This window comes from Streptococcus sp. 5346 (genome assembly GCF_013277455.1).
Lineage (GTDB): Bacteria > Bacillota > Bacilli > Lactobacillales > Streptococcaceae > Streptococcus.
Genome location: NZ_VMMY01000004.1, coordinates 100,225 through 118,333, shown reverse-complemented (window position 1 = coordinate 118,333; position 18,109 = coordinate 100,225). Strand labels below are relative to the sequence as shown.

The 18,109-nt window shown below is 39.3% G+C and carries 13 protein-coding genes and 1 pseudogene; 11 read left to right on the top strand and 3 right to left on the bottom strand.

The features are described from left to right. Positions 1–47: 47 nt before the first annotated feature. The 4 genes from HT732_RS04370 to HT732_RS04355 all read left to right on the top strand — a co-directional run bounded on the left by HT732_RS04370 (position 48) and on the right by HT732_RS04355 (position 3,816). Positions 48–806, top strand: coding sequence for a threonine/serine exporter family protein (locus HT732_RS04370; RefSeq protein WP_173254092.1), 759 nt, complete (start codon positions 48–50; stop codon positions 804–806). Position 807: 1 nt separating this feature from the next. Then, on the top strand, positions 808–1,257 hold the full coding sequence (locus HT732_RS04365) for a threonine/serine exporter family protein (RefSeq protein WP_000176929.1): 450 nt from the start codon (positions 808–810) through the stop codon (positions 1,255–1,257). Positions 1,258–1,369: 112 nt separating this feature from the next. Next, complete coding sequence (locus HT732_RS04360) at positions 1,370–2,542, top strand: hydroxymethylglutaryl-CoA synthase (RefSeq protein WP_173254128.1); 1,173 nt, start codon at positions 1,370–1,372, stop codon at positions 2,540–2,542. Continuing rightward, positions 2,542–3,816, top strand: coding sequence for a hydroxymethylglutaryl-CoA reductase, degradative (locus HT732_RS04355; protein WP_173254091.1), 1,275 nt, complete (start codon positions 2,542–2,544; stop codon positions 3,814–3,816). The genes HT732_RS04360 and HT732_RS04355 overlap by 1 nt, the downstream gene beginning before the upstream one ends. Positions 3,817–3,852: 36 nt before the next feature. Here the strand turns inward: HT732_RS04355 and HT732_RS04350 are convergent, their stop codons facing one another. Then, complete coding sequence (locus HT732_RS04350; protein WP_000226009.1) at positions 3,853–4,818, bottom strand: LacI family DNA-binding transcriptional regulator; 966 nt, start codon at positions 4,816–4,818, stop codon at positions 3,853–3,855. Further along, complete coding sequence (locus HT732_RS04345) at positions 4,799–6,253, bottom strand: glycoside hydrolase family 32 protein (RefSeq protein WP_173254090.1); 1,455 nt, start codon at positions 6,251–6,253, stop codon at positions 4,799–4,801. The genes HT732_RS04350 and HT732_RS04345 overlap by 20 nt, the downstream gene beginning before the upstream one ends. Before the next feature lie 378 nt (positions 6,254–6,631). Here HT732_RS04345 and HT732_RS04340 point away from each other — a divergent pair, with 378 nt between their 5' ends. Both HT732_RS04340 and scrK read left to right on the top strand, forming a co-directional pair. Continuing rightward, positions 6,632–8,518 (top strand): sucrose-specific PTS transporter subunit IIBC, encoded by a 1,887-nt coding sequence (locus tag HT732_RS04340; RefSeq protein ID WP_191994445.1) that lies wholly within the window; start codon positions 6,632–6,634, stop codon positions 8,516–8,518. A gap of 302 nt (positions 8,519–8,820) precedes the next feature. Beyond that, on the top strand, positions 8,821–9,708 hold the full coding sequence (gene scrK / locus HT732_RS04335; RefSeq protein ID WP_020900750.1) for a fructokinase ScrK: 888 nt from the start codon (positions 8,821–8,823) through the stop codon (positions 9,706–9,708). Positions 9,709–9,750: 42 nt separating this feature from the next. On the opposite strand, the gene HT732_RS04330 is transcribed toward scrK, so the two are convergent. After that, positions 9,751–10,368, bottom strand: a complete 618-nt coding sequence (locus HT732_RS04330) for a TVP38/TMEM64 family protein (protein ID WP_173254089.1) — start codon at positions 10,366–10,368, stop codon at positions 9,751–9,753. 273 nt (positions 10,369–10,641) lie between these two features. Here HT732_RS04330 and HT732_RS04325 point away from each other — a divergent pair, with 273 nt between their 5' ends. The 5 genes and pseudogenes from HT732_RS04325 to metE all read left to right on the top strand — a co-directional run bounded on the left by HT732_RS04325 (position 10,642) and on the right by metE (position 18,093). Further along, positions 10,642–14,577, top strand: a complete 3,936-nt coding sequence (locus HT732_RS04325; protein WP_173254088.1) for a hypothetical protein — start codon at positions 10,642–10,644, stop codon at positions 14,575–14,577. Then, a pseudogene (locus HT732_RS04320) lies at positions 14,576–14,746 on the top strand (type I restriction-modification system subunit M); the annotation flags it as partial. The gene HT732_RS04325 and the pseudogene HT732_RS04320, both read left to right, overlap by 2 nt. Positions 14,747–14,848: 102 nt before the next feature. Then, complete coding sequence (locus tag HT732_RS04315) at positions 14,849–15,253, top strand: YbgA family protein (protein ID WP_173254087.1); 405 nt, start codon at positions 14,849–14,851, stop codon at positions 15,251–15,253. After that, positions 15,237–15,599, top strand: a complete 363-nt coding sequence (locus tag HT732_RS04310; protein ID WP_173254086.1) for a TIGR02328 family protein — start codon at positions 15,237–15,239, stop codon at positions 15,597–15,599. Before HT732_RS04315 ends, HT732_RS04310 begins: the two co-directional genes overlap by 17 nt. 244 nt (positions 15,600–15,843) lie before the next feature. Further along, a complete protein-coding gene (gene metE, locus HT732_RS04305) occupies positions 15,844–18,093 on the top strand; it encodes a 5-methyltetrahydropteroyltriglutamate--homocysteine S-methyltransferase (protein ID WP_033682195.1) in 2,250 nt (749 codons plus the stop codon). The last annotated feature ends 16 nt before the right edge of the window (positions 18,094–18,109 follow it).

The following is an 18,109-nucleotide window of genomic DNA, read 5'->3' as shown; positions in this document are numbered from 1 at the left end:
CTCCGGATTTGTGATAGAATAGAAGAAGTTGATAAAAGGAGGAAAGCATGGAAGAATCAAAAGAATTAAATGCCGTTATTGATGTGATTATGTTAGCTGGGACCATTCTCCTCAAAAGTGGATCAGAGATTCATCGTGTAGAAGATACCATGATCCGTATTGCGCATTCGCAGGGGATTGTGGATTGCAATGTTCTTGCCATGCCTGCTGCCATCTTTTTTTCCATTGAAAATACCAATATTTCGCGTATGAAGCGCGTGACCTCCTCTTCTTATAACATCGAAAAAGTCTGCGATGTCAACCAGATTTCTCGTCAGTTAGTAGGTGGAAAGCTTGATTTAGAAACAGCCTTTAAGCAATTGACGGCTTTGCAAGCTCAACCCCTTCCCTATACTAAGTTGCAGGTAACTTTGGCTGCGACCTTTAGTGCCCCTTTCTTTTCAGTTATGTTTAGTGGAAACATCTACGACGCACTTGGGGCAGGAGTGGCTACCTTATTTGGTTTTGCCTTTTCCCTTTATGTGGAGAAGTTTATCCGAATTCCCTTTGTGACAGCCTTTGCTGGAGCCTTTGTCTTTGGGATGATTGCCCAGTTTTGGGCTCGCTACACAGGCTTTCCTTCAACAGCAGATTTGATTATAGCTGGTGCGGTCATGCCGTTTGTACCAGGTATTGCCTTGACCAATGCGGTCCGTGATATTATGACTAACCACATAAACTCTGGTATGAGTAAGATGTTTGAATCCCTGCTCATTACCCTTGCTTTAGGGGCGGGAACTTCTGTCGCCTTGGTATTGATGAACTAATATGACACTAACAACCTTTTTATTACAAGCAGTGGCAAGTCTTCTTGCTATTATCACTTTTTTAATCGTACTCAATGTGCAACGCTCTATGCTCTTACCTGGAGGGATTTTGGGCATGGCTGTCTGGCTAATCTATCTCTTGCTCAAGGAACCGACCAATGTTATTGTGGCTACCTTCATTGCGGCCATTATCGGTTCATGTGTCAGCCAGATTTTAAGTATTCTTTATAAGACACCTGCTGTGGTCTTTATCTTGGCCATCTTGGCACCCTTGGTTCCGGGTTATCTCTCCTATCGGACAACTGCCTTTTTTGTGACGGGGGATTATAATAAAGCACTGGCAAGTGCAACCTTGGTTGTCATGCTGGCTCTGGTAATTTCTATTGGCATGGCTAGCGGAACAGTGATTCTCAGACTTTATTCTTACCTACGAAAACAGCATAATAGTTAGATTCATAAGGGGCTTGATTTGGTGAATCAAGTCTTTTTTCTCTCTTTTACTGCCATTTGTGATAAAATAGTAATGAACGATTTTTTACATGAATGATAAAACAGAGGTAAATATGACAATCGGTATTGATAAGATTGGTTTTGCGACCAGTCAATATGTCTTGAAATTACAAGACTTAGCAGAAGCGAGGGGAATTGACCCTGAAAAATTAAGTAAAGGACTCTTACTAAAGGAATTGAGTATTGCGCCTCTAACTGAGGATATCGTGACCTTGGCGGCCAGTGCTAGTGACTCTATTTTAACTGAGCAAGAAAGAGCAGAAATCGATATGGTCATTGTGGCTACCGAGTCAGGAATTGACCAGAGTAAGGCTGCTGCCGTCTTTGTGCATGGCTTGCTTGGTATCCAGCCCTTTGCTCGTAGTTTCGAAATCAAAGAAGCCTGCTATGGAGCGACAGCTGCCCTTCATTATGCCAAATTGCATGTGGAAAATTCTCCACAGTCCAAGGTCTTGGTCATTGCCAGTGATATTGCCAAATATGGTATTGAAACTCCAGGAGAACCAACTCAAGGTGCCGGCAGTGTGGCCATGTTGATTACACAAAATCCGCGCATGATGGCCTTTAATAATGACAATGTGGCTCAGACCCGTGACATCATGGATTTCTGGCGACCAAATTACTCAACAACCCCTTATGTAAATGGTGTTTATTCTACCCAGCAATACTTGGATAGTTTGAAAACGACTTGGCTTGAATACCAAAAACGCTACCAGCTTACTTTGGATGATTTTGCGGCGGTTTGCTTCCACTTGCCTTATCCTAAATTAGCGCTAAAAGGCTTGAAAAAAATCATGGATAAGAACTTGCCTCAGGAGAAAAAAGACCTCTTGCAAAAGCATTTTGATCAGTCTATTCTCTACAGTCAAAAGGTGGGGAATATCTACACAGGTTCGCTTTTCCTTGGACTTTTGTCTCTCTTGGAAAATACAGATAGCTTGAAAGCTGGGGATAAAATTGCTCTTTATAGTTACGGAAGTGGTGCTGTGGCTGAGTTCTTCAGTGGTGAATTGGTTGAAGGATATGAAGCTTATCTGGATAAAGACCGTTTGAACAAGCTCAATCAACGAACTGCCTTATCTGTTGCTGACTATGAAAAAGTCTTCTTTGAGGAAGTAGAGTTAGATGAAACAAATTCTGCCCAGTTTGCTGGCTATGAAAATCAAGATTTTGCCTTGGTTGAAATTGTGGACCACCAACGACGTTATAGCAAGGTTGAAAAATAATGAAGATAAGTTGGAATGGATTTTCTAAAAAATCATACCATGAGCGCCTTGAGTTGTTGCGAGCTCAGGCGCTCCTTAGTCCTGAGAGACAAGAGAGTTTGGAGCAGGATGAACAGATTGGTGTGACTGTGGCAGACCAGCTGAGTGAGAATGTAGTGGGAACTTTTTCTCTGCCTTATTCGCTGGTTCCAGAGGTCCTTGTCAACGGTCAGGAATACACAGTTCCCTATGTGACAGAAGAACCGTCCGTAGTTGCTGCGGCCAGCTATGCCAGCAAAATCATCAAGCGAGCAGGCGGTTTTACTGCTCAAGTCCATGAGCGCCGGATGATTGGTCAGGTAACCCTTTATCAAGTTGATGATCCTGAAAAAGCGCAAGAGAAGATTGCCAGCAAGAAGTCTGAGCTCTTGGAGCTTGCCAATCAAGCCTATCCTTCTATCGTTAAACGTGGAGGTGGGGCGCGTGATTTGCATGTAGAGCAGATCAAAGGCGAAACAGATTTCCTAGTCGTCTATCTTCATGTTGATACCCAAGAAGCCATGGGAGCCAATATGCTCAACACCATGCTAGAAGCCTTGAAACCAATATTAGAAGAATTCAGTCAGGGACAGAGTCTCATGGGAATCCTGTCCAACTACGCGACCGATTCTCTAGTGACTGCAAGCTGTCGCATCGCTTTTCGCTACTTGAGCCGCCAAAAGGATCAAGGACGAGAAATTGCGGAGAAAATAGCTTTGGCTAGCCAGTTTGCGCAGGCTGATCCTTATCGAGCTGCTACCCACAATAAAGGGATTTTTAATGGTATAGATGCCATTTTAATAGCCACTGGTAATGACTGGCGTGCCATTGAGGCAGGGGCCCATGCTTTTGCCAGTCGAGATGAACGCTACCAGGGTCTTAGTCAATGGACGCTGGACCTTGAAAGAGAAGAATTGGTTGGTCAAATGACTCTTCCTATGCCTGTAGCAACCAAGGGTGGCTCTATCGGCCTCAACCCCCGTGTAGCTCTTAGTCATGAACTACTGGGAAATCCTTCTGCCAAAGAATTATCCCAGATTATCGTGTCTATTGGTCTTGCCCAAAACTTTGCGGCCCTCAAAGCATTGGTCAGCACAGGCATTCAGCAAGGCCACATGAAATTGCAGGCCAAATCCTTGGCACTTCTCGCAGGTGCTAGTGAATCCGAGGTAGCTCCCCTAGTCGAGCGCCTCATCGCAGATAAAACCTTTAATCTAGAGACAGCCCAGCGTTATCTAGAAAACTTAAAATCATAAAAAAACTCAGACGAATTGGTCTGAGTTTTCTTGTGCTTAAATACTTTTTCCTGGTAATAGAGTAACTGGTAAGAAGTAGCCTGTTGTCGCGACTTCCTTGCCTTCGATCTTTTGCAAGAGAAGGTCAACAGTGAGGCAGGCAATCTCTTCCAAAGGTTGCTTGATAGTAGCTAGTTGAGGATAGTAATTCTCGATAAAGTAAGTCCCATCATATCCGATGACCTTGAGCTCTTCTGGTACAGAAATTCCCAGTTCCTGAGCAATTTTAATGACCAGAATAGCGGTCAAATCATCCGAAGCAAAGATGGCATCTGGTTTTTGACGGGTCAAGATATTCTTGATTTCCATTTCTTTTCTGACGGGAGAAAAGTCACTGGAAACATTGATAATAGGAGCTTTTGGGAGTACAGATGCAAAACCAGCGTGGCGTAGTCCAGTAGGCGAATTGGAATTATCATTCCCTGTAATCATGATGATAGACTGGGCGCCTGTCTTAACTAAGGTCTGGGCAGCAAGGACCCCACCAGCGTAGTTGTCAGAGGAAACAACAGGAATGTCTGGCGATAGGTTTCGGTCAAAGGAAATAATCGGCGCTGTCACGCGATTGTAGTCTTCAATTCCTAGGTTGTGACTACCAGAAATGATACCGTCCACCTGATTGGCTTCCAACATTTCGATGTACTCACGTTCTTTTTCAGAATCGTGCTCACTGTTGCAGATGATGGTCTTGTACCCATTTTTGAAGAGTTGGTGTTCCAGCTTATCAATCAATTCTGCATAGAAAACATTGGAAATATTGGGGAAAATCAAACCGATTAACTTGGCTGACTTTCCTTGTAGACTGCGAGCTAGGTTGTTGGGTTTATAGCCCAATTCTCGCATGGCTTCATTGACCTTTTGAATGGTTTTTTCAGAGAGATAACCTTTTTTGTTGATAACCCGAGAAACGGTAGTAGGGCTGACGCCTGCAAGTTTGGCGACATCAGTTAGTTTTGCGACCATAATCTAATTCATAGTAAGTTCCAGTTGGGTTTCCAGATTTAATCAGGATACCATTTTGGTCCGCATGTGGAAAGACACGACCGGAAAATACTTTTTCTCCTTTATTGATGAAAATTTCAAAGACAGAGTTATCGATGAAGATTGTAGCAGTAGTAGCTTGATTGTCGATAGGGCAAGAGCGAGTTGTTCCAAATTCTTGGGCATACTGTTCTCCAGCCTGGCTACGCTCCACTGTCACTTGACCATTTACAAGGTCAAAGTTGATGGAAAGTCCCTTGCCTTCTTGATTAGCAAGTAAGACAATCTCGCTCTGGCTATTAGCTTCCAAGTTGAGTTCAAGTTCGTAAGTGTTCTTGGTTTGGGCACGATTTGAGAAAGGTTCTTCAGAAGCACGAAGATCCTTGATAGCTGCGACTGGGTATTGGTAGAGTTTGCCGTCTTTGATAGTTAGTTCCTTGACCAAAGAGAGGGTTCCTTGATGCTCAAAACGGTCAGATGGATATGAAACATCAGGCAAGCCAAGCCAGCTAACAGCTAGAGCACGTCCATCAGGAGCGTTGAAGGCTTGAGTTGCATAAGCTTCGAAACCATAGTCCATGTTTTGAAGTTGAGATACATCTACCATTTTAGCATTTTCAGGGTCAAAGGAAGCCCCAATCTTATACATATTTGGAAAGATATTATCGTAGTCTAGAACTTTCTTATCCAATCCTTGTGGGCAGTAGAGAAGGACAGGTTGTTCCCCTACAAAGACCAGATTTGGACATTCCATCATGTAGGCAGTACGGTCGTTAGCAAAGTCAAGGTTGCCAACGGCTTGCCAGTTTGTATAGTCGTTGTCTACAGCCTTGTAGAGACGGACGAAGCCTTTTTTATCCAAGTCCTGTCCACCGACGATGGCATAATATTGACCTTTAAAGTTAAAAATTTGTGGATCGCGGAAGTGGTCTGTAGAGTCTGCTGGCTGTTCAATCAAGATCTTATCAATCTTTGTAATCTTGCCATCCTTATCCATCAAAGCTCCAATCTGGTAAGGGTGACGGATCCAGTTTTCATCACGGACATTTCCTGTATAAAATAGGAACAAGTTATCGCCAAACTGCATGGCAGAACCAGAGTAGGCACCGTGGCTATCTAATGGAGTATCAGGCAAAACTTTGACTCCAGTTTCTGTGAAATGAACCAAATCATCGCTTTCTAGCTGTGCCCAAGATTTCAAACCGTGGGCTGCACCAAAAGGAAAATTCTGGTAAAAGAGGATCCACTTGCCATCAAAGTAAGAAAAGCCATTTGGGTCGTTGAGAAGTCCTGTTTTTGGCTCAACATGGTAATGAGTATGCCATGGAGATTGTGCCATATTTTCCTTAATATTCTTAATTTCTTCTTGTGTCCAATCTTGATAAAGTCTGTAACGACGCTCAGTTGTCCATTCCATTCATTCATTCCTCCAAAAATCTTATCACTTTAATAGTAACCGTTTTCGATAAAAAATGCAAGCCTTTTATGTTAAAAAAGAGAAAAAACTGTCAAACGTTTATCATAAAATAAATGCAGGAAATCAATCAAATTTTCACAAAAATATGAAAGAGAATGAAATAAAACCCTTTTAACCAAGATTTTAAACTTATTTTTTTAAGGAACACCTGATAAAACAGTCAAAATCAATCAATCTAAAGCGAGCAAACTAAGTGGATAGAATATTTTTTCTGCAAAACGCTTGACATATTTCTAAAACATGATAAAATAATAGTCGTAGGGCGAATAAAATCGCTTTCAAACAAGAACAAAATTTTATATAAGGAGATTTTTGCAAATGAACAATCAGGAAATTGCAAAAAAAGTCATCGATGCCTTGGGCGGACGTGAAAATGTCAACAGTGTTGCCCACTGTGCGACTCGTCTTCGTGTCATGGTCAAAGATGAAGGAAAAATCAATAAAGAAGTGATTGAGAACTTGGAAAAAGTTCAAGGTGCTTTCTTTAACTCAGGTCAATACCAAATCATCTTTGGTACTGGTACAGTAAACAAAATGTACGATGAAGTTGTTGCACTTGGTTTACCAACATCATCTAAAGATGACATGAAAGCAGAAGCTGCTAAACAAGGGAACTGGTTCCAACGTGCTATCCGTACTTTCGGTGACGTTTTCGTTCCAATCATCCCAGTTATCGTAGCGACAGGTCTCTTCATGGGTGTGCGTGGTCTTTTCATTGCTCTTGAAATGCCACTTCCAGGAGACTTTGCAACTTACACACAAATCTTGACAGATACAGCCTTCATCATCTTGCCAGGTTTGGTTGTTTGGTCAACCTTCCGTGTATTCGGTGGTAACCCTGCCGTTGGTATCGTTCTTGGTATGATGCTTGTTTCTGGCTCACTTCCAAACGCTTGGGCAGTTGCTCAAGGTGGTGAAGTAACAGCTATGAACTTCTTTGGTTTCATCCCTGTTGTTGGTTTGCAAGGTTCCGTTCTTCCAGCCTTCATCATCGGGGTTGTCGGAGCTAAATTTGAAAAAGCTGTCCGCAAGGTCGTTCCAGATGTCATTGACCTTTTGGTAACACCATTCGTGACACTTTTGGTTATGTCTATCCTTGGACTATTTGTCATCGGACCAGTCTTTCACGTTGTTGAAAACTACATCCTTATCGCGACAAAAGCGATCCTTAGTATGCCATTTGGTCTTGGTGGTTTCTTGATTGGTGGGGTTCACCAATTGATCGTCGTGTCAGGTGTGCACCATATCTTCAACTTGCTTGAAGTTCAATTGCTTGCTGCTGACCATGCTAACCCATTCAACGCTATCATCACTGCTGCTATGACAGCTCAAGGTGCTGCAACTGTTGCGGTTGGTGTTAAAACTAAAAATCCAAAACTAAAAACACTTGCTTTCCCAGCTGCTCTTTCTGCCTTCCTCGGTATTACAGAGCCTGCTATCTTCGGGGTGAACTTGCGCTTCCGTAAACCATTCTTCCTCTCATTGATTGCTGGTGCAATCGGTGGTGGATTGGCTTCTATCCTTGGACTTGCTGGTAATGGTAGTGGTATCACCATCATCCCTGGTACAATGCTTTATGTTGGTAACGGACAACTTGCCCAATACCTTCTTATGGTAGCTGTATCATTTGCACTTGGTTTTGCTCTTACTTACATGTTTGGTTATGAGGATGAAAAAGAAGTTGCTACTGAAGCGGCGACAGAACGTTTGGTCCAAGAAGAAACAACTGGCAACATTCCAGCAGCTCTTCAAAATGAAACACTTGTAACTCCTATCGTTGGCGATGTTGTAGCTCTTGCTGATGTCAATGACCCAGTCTTCTCAAGTGGAGCTATGGGACAAGGTATCGCTGTGAAGCCAAGTCAAGGTGTGGTATATGCACCAGCTGATGCTGAAGTTTCAATTGCCTTTCCAACAGGACACGCTTTTGGTTTGAAAACAACTGATGGTGCTGAAGTTTTGATTCACGTTGGTATTGACACTGTATCTATGAACGGTGACGGTTTTGAAGCAAAAGTTGCTCAAGGTGACAAGGTTAAAGCTGGCGATGTTCTTGGAACATTTGACTCAAACAAAATCGCTGCAGCTGGACTTGATGATACAACAATGGTTATCGTTACAAACACAGCTGACTTCTCTTCAGTAGCTCCAGTCGCAACAGGTTCAGTTGCGAAGGGGGATGCTCTTATCGAAGTGAAAGCCTAATACTCTTCGAAAATCAAATTCAAACCATGTCAGCTTCGCCTTGCCGTAGATATATGTAACTGACTTCGTCAGTCTTATCTACAACCTCAAAGCATTGCTTTGAGCAACCTTCGGCTAGCTTCCTAGTTTGCTCTTTGATTTTCATTGAGTACTATATTCCCTCTCAAAATGAAAACGAACAAATGACATGTTTGTTCGTTTTTGCTTGAATGGTAAGATTTACAGAGGAAAATCTAAAAAATAGAGAAATTTAGACTTTCGAAATATGCTATAATAAAGAAAATAAAAACAAGAGGTTTATCATGACAAAATTATATGGAAGCTTGGAAGCGGGCGGTACAAAGTTTGTCTGTGCTGTCGGTGATGAAAACTTTAACGTTGTAGAAAAAACACAATTTCCAACAACAACTCCAATCGAAACAATCGATAAAACCATCGAGTTCTTTTCAAAATTCGATAACCTTGCTGGTCTTGCAGTTGGTTCATTTGGTCCCATTGATATTGATAAAAATTCAAAAACTTATGGTTTTATCACAACAACTCCAAAACCTCACTGGGCAAATGTAGACTTGCTTGGTGCCCTTCGTCGCGCCCTTAACGTGCCAATGTACTTCACAACAGACGTAAACAGCTCTGCCTATGGTGAAGTGGTTGCCCGTAACAATGCTGGTGGCCGTATCGAAAACTTGGTTTACTACACAATCGGTACAGGTATCGGTGCAGGTGTCATCCAACGTGGTGAGTTTATCGGTGGTGTGGGTCACCCTGAAATGGGTCATTATTATGTTGCTAGACACCCAATGGATATTGAAAAAGAGTTTAAGGGTGTTTGTCCTTTTCATAAGGGATGTTTGGAAGGCTATGCAGCTGGTCCAAGTTTGGAAGCTCGTACAGGTGTTCGTGGGGAAAATATTGAACTCAACAACCCTGTTTGGGATGTTCAAGCCTACTATATCGCTCAAGCTGCAGTTAATGCGACAGTGACTTTCCGACCAGACGTGATTGTCTTTGGTGGAGGGGTTATGGCTCAACAACACATGCTGGACCGTGTCCGTGAGAAATTTACATCTCTTCTCAATGGTTACCTACCAGTGCCAGATGTGCGTGATTACATCGTGACACCAGCAGTCGCTGGGAATGGTTCTGCTACTCTTGGGAACTTTGTCCTTGCAAAAGAAGTTTCAAAATAAAGCACAAAATCCGCTTGGGAAACCAAACGGATTTTTTATGTGTCAAAGCATTTGCCAGAAGAAGTCGATAATATAGGTCAGACCGTAGGTATAGACCACGAGGGTAAAGGGTTTGGTCAGAATGATGATGGTCATATAGCGCTTGAAGCTCATCTTGGTTAAGGCAGCTAGCATACAGAGAAAGTCAGCTGGACTAATAGGCCAAATCATCATAAAGATAAAGAAACGGTCAAAGCGATTGCCCTTATCCAGCCAGCCAATATACTTGTCATAGGTGCGCTTGCTGACGACAGACTGGACAAAGGCAGCCCCATAGAGGCGCACTAGATAAAAGATAATGGCACAGCCAATCACGATGCCGATATAGTTGTAGATAGTTCCGATGATGTGCCCGTAGATAAAGACCCCAGCTACTGAGGTCAAGGCTCCTGGAATGATAGGGACGACCGTCTGTAAAATCTGTAAAAAGATAAAGAGAGGTGGCCCCCAGATACCTGCCTGCTGGATAAAGGCAGAGAGGGTTTCCTTAGACTGTAAAACCCCAGCCTGATAAGCCCAAATACAGAAAATCAAACTCCCAACCCCACCGACAATCGATGAGATATTGATAACTCGCTGCAGAAGGGGAGAAACAGCTTTCATTTGTTTATCATGTGACATGTGAACTCCTCATAGATAGTATAACTCTACTATACCATATTTTGGAGGAGAAAGGGGGAATGAGTATTTGATAGCAAGAGCCGCCTCATCACTAGTAGCAAGAGAGATAAAAAGACCAAACCAGCAGAACCAGCCCAAGCAGCAGGATAAAGACAACCCCTTAGAAGCGGATTTCTAAGGGGCGTTTTGTATATAAAAGCTTTATATCCTGAGTTAGAATTGATATAATGGTATTAGTTTAAACATATAGTAATTATTGGGAGAGATAAATTAATGGCAAGAGAATATAAATTTCGAGCACTTACTTCAAATAAAGATATAAAAATAAAGCCAGTAACAGAAAGAGCACTTAAATTTGCGATTGACAAAAATTCGGAAGTAACCAACGTAGCTATTACTGGGAATTATGGAGCAGGGAAAAGTAGCGTTGTTGAGAGCTTTGAGTTCCAATGTACAGATAAAAAATTCCTCCATATATCTTTGGGGCAGTATGATGAAACGATAAGCAATGAAAAAAATGGACTAAATAATCGTCAAATCAATACCATTGAAGGGAAAATAATCAATCAATTACTTCATCAAATTAATCCTAATCAAATAAGAAAATCCATTTTTAAAACTCTTGATGCAGAGTCGCAGATTGAACCTTTTAATATTTCGGTCTATTTAGGTTTAGTAATATTACTATCCTTATACTTATTAAATATTTCTTCATGGAAAGGTTTGATTCAGAACTTTTGTTGGCTATCTTGGACTACGAAACCTATTATCTCCCTTCTTGTACTAGTAATTTTATTTATTTTAATTATATATGGAATTTATTTTTTACTGAAACTACAAAAAGATTTTGGTTTTGTCAAAAAATTATCTTTAAAAGCAGAAAAAATTGAAACTGACATTGAAATTTTTTCAAATGATAATTCTAAAGTATCCTATTTTGATCGCTACTTGGACGATGTCCTTTATTTATTCAAGCAATCAGGAGCAGATGTCATAGTATTTGAAGATATTGAACGTTTTAATGATTCTAGAATTTTTGAAAAATTGAAGGAATTAAATATAGTTATCAATAGAAAAAGAAAGATATGTAGGGATTCCAAGTTGGTGTTTTTCTATCTTGTAAAGGATGATTTGTTTGAATCTCAAGAGAGAACAAAGTTTTTTGATTTTATTATTCCGGTAGTTCCAGTTGTCACTGCTTCAAATTCTTATGACCAATTATCAAAAATATTAAAAGATATGGAACTTCATAAGGTGTTAGATGAAAAGTTTTTATTCAATATCTCATTATACCTTGATGATATGCGTCTGATTAATAATATTTGCAATGAGTATCTGACTTATAAAGAAACATTAAGTAAATTACCGTTAGAGAGTGAGAAAATTTTCTCAATGGTAGTCTACAAAAATATTTTCCCTAAAGACTTTTCGCTTTTACAAAAAAATCAAGGATATTTATTTGAATTATTGAACTCAAAAGAAATAGCATTAAAAAATCGTAGGGAGGAATTAAATAGTAAGATAAAAGAATTGGAGAAAAAGATAGAGAAGGCAGATGAAGAACAACTAAACGATGATCTTGAATTATATGGAACTGTTTTGAAAGTACCATATGGGAGAAAAGTAATTAAAGTAAATAGAAAATTTGAATCAGATTTTTCAACGCGCTCAGATTATATAAAAGAGTTACTTGCATATGAAAGTGAAATATGCTCCTTTGACAGTTATTACAATGCACATTATAATCAAAATGAACGTAATGAGGATATTGATTCTATATTTCCAGATAAAAATACTCCAGAATTCCAAGAACGTTTAGAAAATATTAGGAATAAGAAGCTCATAGAAAAATTGGAAAAAGAAATTAAGAAAATGAACGATGAGCTTGGGAAACTAGATAGTTATAAATTATCAGACGTTTATCAATATGCTACAGATATTGATGATTTTAAAAGTGACTTTGCAAAAGAAATAAGAAAGAATCCTCAATTCTCAATAATTTCTTTCCTAATTAGAAATGCTTATATTGATGAGAGCTATCAAGATTATTTGAATCATTTCTATGAAAATACTATAACGGTAGAAGAAAAAGAATATTTAAGAAATGTTGTTTCTGGACGTGATGGTAATTATGATATTTCTTTACCCCATACTAATGAAATAGTTAATCGCTTGTCGATTAAAGATTATAGATATAGTTATGTGCTAAATTATAATTTATTTGACTATTTACTAAATTCCAAAAAAGAAAATGATACTGAGTGTTTAGTTCAAATATTTAAACAAGAGAATGTTTTGGATTTCTTGATTAACTTTTATAATACATTAGATAGATCTACATCAGGTCAAGGTGTAATTTATAAAAAAGAGACTATTAAATTATTTTTTAAGAAATGGTTGGAGCACAATGTTAGTCTTTTTAACGAGTATTTAGAAATTAAAAATGGAGGATATGCTGTTCTAAATAAAAATAGTCTAATACTATCATTAATGAATTTAGTTGATTTGAGTGGTATTCCTGAAAAAACAAAAGTATTGATTTCAGGATATATAAATGATAATCAAGAGCTTCTTTCTCCAAATATGAGTTATGAAATTCAGCAGTTTACTAAAAATTTATCAAATATTGAGATAAAAGTTAGAGAATATGCACAGAATATTTATGGATCCTTATTAGATGCAAAAAAACTTACAGATTATAAAGAAATAATGAATTATATCTATCGGAATGATTTATATTCGATTTCTGAGAATAATTTGAAATTTTTTATAAAATGGAACTTGGGAAAAAGATATACTAATTATGAATATACTCACAAGAATTTTGAGCTTATTAGTAAAAATATTGAATTGAAATCACTGTTTGATTACTGTTTAGATTCGGAAGATAATTTGTTACAATACGCCAATGTTTATATAAAAATATCAAACGGGGAAATGGATGATGATTCTTCTTATATTGAGAACTTGCTTAAACATGATATTTTATTTAAAGTTGAGGATTACGAAGATGGGGGAATAACACCTGCCGTAAGTATATTGAATAGTATTCCAAAATTCTCCATTAAATACACTGTAGAGAAGTTTCAAGGATTATCTAATGATATAAAACTGATAGAATATCTTGTACGGCTTCAAAAAGGGCAAGTTAATTCTGAAATTGTTTGTTCCTACTTTTCTTCATTTAATGATATTGCTGATCGCCTGGTTGATTTTATTAATCAAGATCCCAATTTTGTATTAAACAGAGATATTTTTGTACAACTTGATGAGAAAGTACAGGGAGATTTTTTTGATAAAATTGTATCTGAAGATAATCTGAACTTAACTATCTATAAATCAATGCTTGCATCAATGCAATGGCATTACAATAAATTTGATGTAATGGGGCTTTCGGATGATAGATTAGAAGTTTTGATAGATTTGGAGGTTATAAAATTCAATGCTAATAGTCTTAAGTTCATCAGAGAAGAATATCCATCAATGAAAAATTATTTCATTTCAAGGAATATTGAAAAGTATCTTGAGATTGAAGAAGAGGTTCATGATGAAACGGAACTCAATGATTTGTTGCAATATGAGGAAATAGATGATTCCTATAAGCTACAAATAATAGATATTCTGGATCATGTAAGCTTGAAAAATAAGCAATTTTCTATTAAACTTGTTGCTCATATCCTTGATTCTAAATTTGATATAGATGATTTAAGTTATATAATTAGTTCCAATTATTATGACAATGCAGATGAATCTATCAAAATTAAGATAAGACAGTTAGCTAAAGAAAATTGGGATGATTTGATTAGATTAGATAGTGAAGAAATTAGTATTCAGTTATGCAGAGAGTTATTGACTATGGACGATATTCAGCCTTTAGATCGTACAAGACTGCTCAAGGATAATTTACTATCTAATCCAGAAATGTCAACACATAGGTTAGATTTGTTAGGGGACTATCTAAATCTATTTGAACTGTGGGAGATAATGGTTTTTTTGGGTGATTCTGATGTATATAAAGAATGGGAAAAGGCTTTTGAAAAATTGAATGGGAACGGAAAAGGAAACAATTATGTCACAGTTAAGAAAAGTAATTTCAACGAAAAGATGAGAAATTATCTTTTATCTAAGGGCTTGATTAGCAGTTCGTCCACACAACCTCAAGGAATTCGGTTGAATGGTTTTAGAGAAGGTGAGATTAAGTACTGGTGAGGAAGAAGTAGTAGCACTGCTGACAGATATCGACAGCAAGATTAACGAGACAAATGAAGCAATCCAAAACCAAACAGCTTCTCTACTTGAAATGCTCGGTCAACTCCACGGAACTACACCAGAAGCCGATGCTGAACTCAAAAAGTTTTTGCAAGAGTTTGAAGGGTGATGAGAGTAATTGATTCGCTCATATTCGCTCATATTTCGCTCATTTTTAAGATGCAAATCTGTTTCCATATTTCCTGGAAACTGATAGAAAGTAAGGAGAAACATGGAACAAAGTAATCAAAAATCCCAGTGCCAACAACTATGGGCTAGAAACAAATACCTCGTTTTGAGCCATTCCAGCAATATTTACAATGAGATTCGTCAGTATCTCAAGAATGAAGAGGTGGAGGTGATTCAGGTTCAGGAGATGATTGACCGTGCCTGTCAAATCCCTGAGCATAGAGGTCAAGTCTGCAATGCCTTTCAGCATATTTGGGGTTATTTTAAAAAGCAAGCGACAGATGATGAGCGCAAAGATTATATGCTCTTGTTGGATCGCTACCGCTTTGGTCAGGCTTCTAAAGAAGACTTAATCGCTAAGACTCGAGATTTGCTTGAACGTTACTCAAATACCTACTTGCAACATTCAACTTTACTGAAAGGAAACTCCCATGAGACTTTGGCATGAGGACTTAATTTCACAACTCCCCCGTCCTCAACTCTTGGGGCAACATCGAGAGTGTTGTGCCCTGCGTGGCAATGGCTGGGGCAGAAAGCATGCGACGGTGGACTATGTCTTTACCCACTCGCCCTATCGTCTCTATGCCTATCATCGCTTGATTATGAAGGAAATGGCTGACCGAGGCTATAAGGTCAGTCCAGAGTGGATGGATAAAAACTATCGTGGTAAGATTTGTCCTTCTTATGAGGATTTACCTGAGGAGACTTTGACGAGACCTATTTACAAGGAGCACGATGCTGCCTACTTTGAGGAGTGCCTGGACAATCTCCGAGAGAAGGGGATTGACTTATAGTCTTTTCTAATAACAAGTCATAGTCACTTATAAGAATTACTAATAATACGTTTGAAGAGCCTAACTGCAATAGAGCTATAAAACAAGATATACAAAGGATTTGAGGCATTTGTCTCAAGTCTTTTTCTTTTGTTCAAAATATAGGTATAGTTTCAAACTATATCAAAGCCTAATTTTTTACAATTATACAGACGCATTCTTTTCTGTTAAGATAGTTTCAACAACAAATTTTGGAGGACACATCATGTCAACTACAATCATCGGTTTCCCTCGTTTGGGCGAATTCCGCGAATTAAAATTTACAACTGAAAAATACTTTAGAAAAGAAATCTCAGAAGAAGAACTCTTGGCAGCAGCAAAAGATTTGCGTGCTAAACACTGGAACATTGTCAAAGAAAAAGGCATCACTGAAATTCCATCAAATGACTTTTCTCACTATGACAACTTCCTAGATGCAGCTTTCCTTTTCAACGTGGTACCTGCTTCAGTTCAAAACTTGGACTTGTCTGACCTTGAGCGTTACTTCGCTTTGGGTCGTGGTTACCAAGGAGAAAAAGGAGACGTTCGCGCCCTTCCAATGAAGAAATGGTTCAACACCAACTACCACTACATCGTTCCTAAATTTGAAAAAGACACTCAAGTCAAACTTGCAGGTCACAAAATCTTTGATGAGTTCCAAGAAGCAAAAGAACTTGGATTGAACACTCGTCCAGTTCTTGTAGGTCCATTCACTTTCCTTCAATTGTCAGACTTTGAAGAAGGTGTGAAAGCAGAAGACTTCGTAGACAGCTTAGTGGCTGCTTACCAAGAAGTTTTTGCTAAATTGGCAGAACTTGGTGCGACTCGCATCCAATTGGATGAAGCGGCTCTTGTAAAAGATTTGACAGCTGAAGAAAAAGCTCTCTTCTTGAATCTTTACAACAAACTTTTGGCTAACAAAAAAGGTCTTGAAGTCTTGCTTCAAACTTACTTCGGAGACGTTCGTGACGTTTACGCTGACCTTGTAAACTTGCCAGTAGATGCTATCGGTCTTGATTTCGTTGAAGGTAAGAAAACTCTTGAATTGGTTAAAGGTGGTTTCCCAGCTGATAAGACTCTTTATGCAGGTATTGTCAATGGTAAAAACATCTGGCGTAACAACTACGAAAAGAGCTTGGCTGTTCTTGAGCAAATCCCAGCTGAAAACATCGTATTGACTAGCTCATGCTCACTTCTTCATGTGCCATTTACAACTGCTAATGAAGAATTTGAACCAGCAATCTTGAACCACTTTGCCTTTGCAGTTGAAAAATTAGACGAAATCCGTGACTTGGATGCTATCCGCAATGGTCAAGGTGAAGAAGCACTTGCGGCTAACAAAGAACTCTTTGCGACTGAGCGTGTTGGTGAAAATGCGGAACTTCGTGCGCGTATCGCTGGCTTGACAGACGCAGACTACACTCGTTTGCCAGCCTTTGCAGAACGTGAAGCTATTCAAGAAGAAGCTTTCAAACTTCCAGCTCTTCCAACAACAACGATTGGTTCATTCCCTCAAACAAAAGAAGTTCGTGCGAAACGTTTGGCTTACCGTAAAGGTGAATTGTCTCAAGAAGAGTACGACGCTTTCCTTGCTGAAACGATCGACGAATGGATCAAATGGCAAGAAGATATCGACTTTGATGTCCTTGTTCACGGTGAGTTCGAGCGTAATGACATGGTTGAGTACTTCGGCCAAAACTTGTCAGGTTACCTCTTCTCTAAAAATGGTTGGGTACAATCATACGGTATGCGTGGAGTTAAACCACCAATCATCTGGGGTGATGTAACTCGTCTTAACCCTATCACTGTTAAATGGTCTAGCTATGCACAAAGCCGTACAAACAAACCTGTTAAAGGTATGTTGACTGGACCTGTTACCATTCTCAACTGGTCATTCCCACGTGAAGACATCTCTATCAAGGATTCAACTCTTCAAATCGCCCTTGCAATCAAGGATGAAGTGCTTGACCTTGAAGCTGCTGGTGTGAAAATCATCCAAATCGATGAGGCTGCTCTTCGTGAAAAATTGCCACTCCGTCGTAGCGACTGGTACGAAGACTACCTTGACTGGGCAATTCCTGCCTTCCGCTTGGTACACTCAACAGTAGCGCCAGACACACAAATCCACACTCACATGTGTTATTCAGAATTTACAGATATCATCCCAGCTATCGACAACATGGATGCAGATGTTATTTCCTTTGAAGCTAGCCGTTCAAACCTTGAAATCTTGGACGAACTCAAAGCGAAAAACTTCCAAACAGAAGTGGGACCTGGGGTTTACGATATCCACTCACCTCGTGTGCCAAATGAAGGCGAAATCGACAATACAATCGAAGCCATCCTTGCTAAAGTGCCAAGCAAGAAAGTTTGGATCAACCCAGACTGTGGTTTGAAAACACGTGGTATTCCAGAAACAAAAGAAAGCTTGATCCGCCTTGTTGAAGCAGCTAAAGCTGCGCGTGAGAAATTATAAGATAGGATTTCTCAAG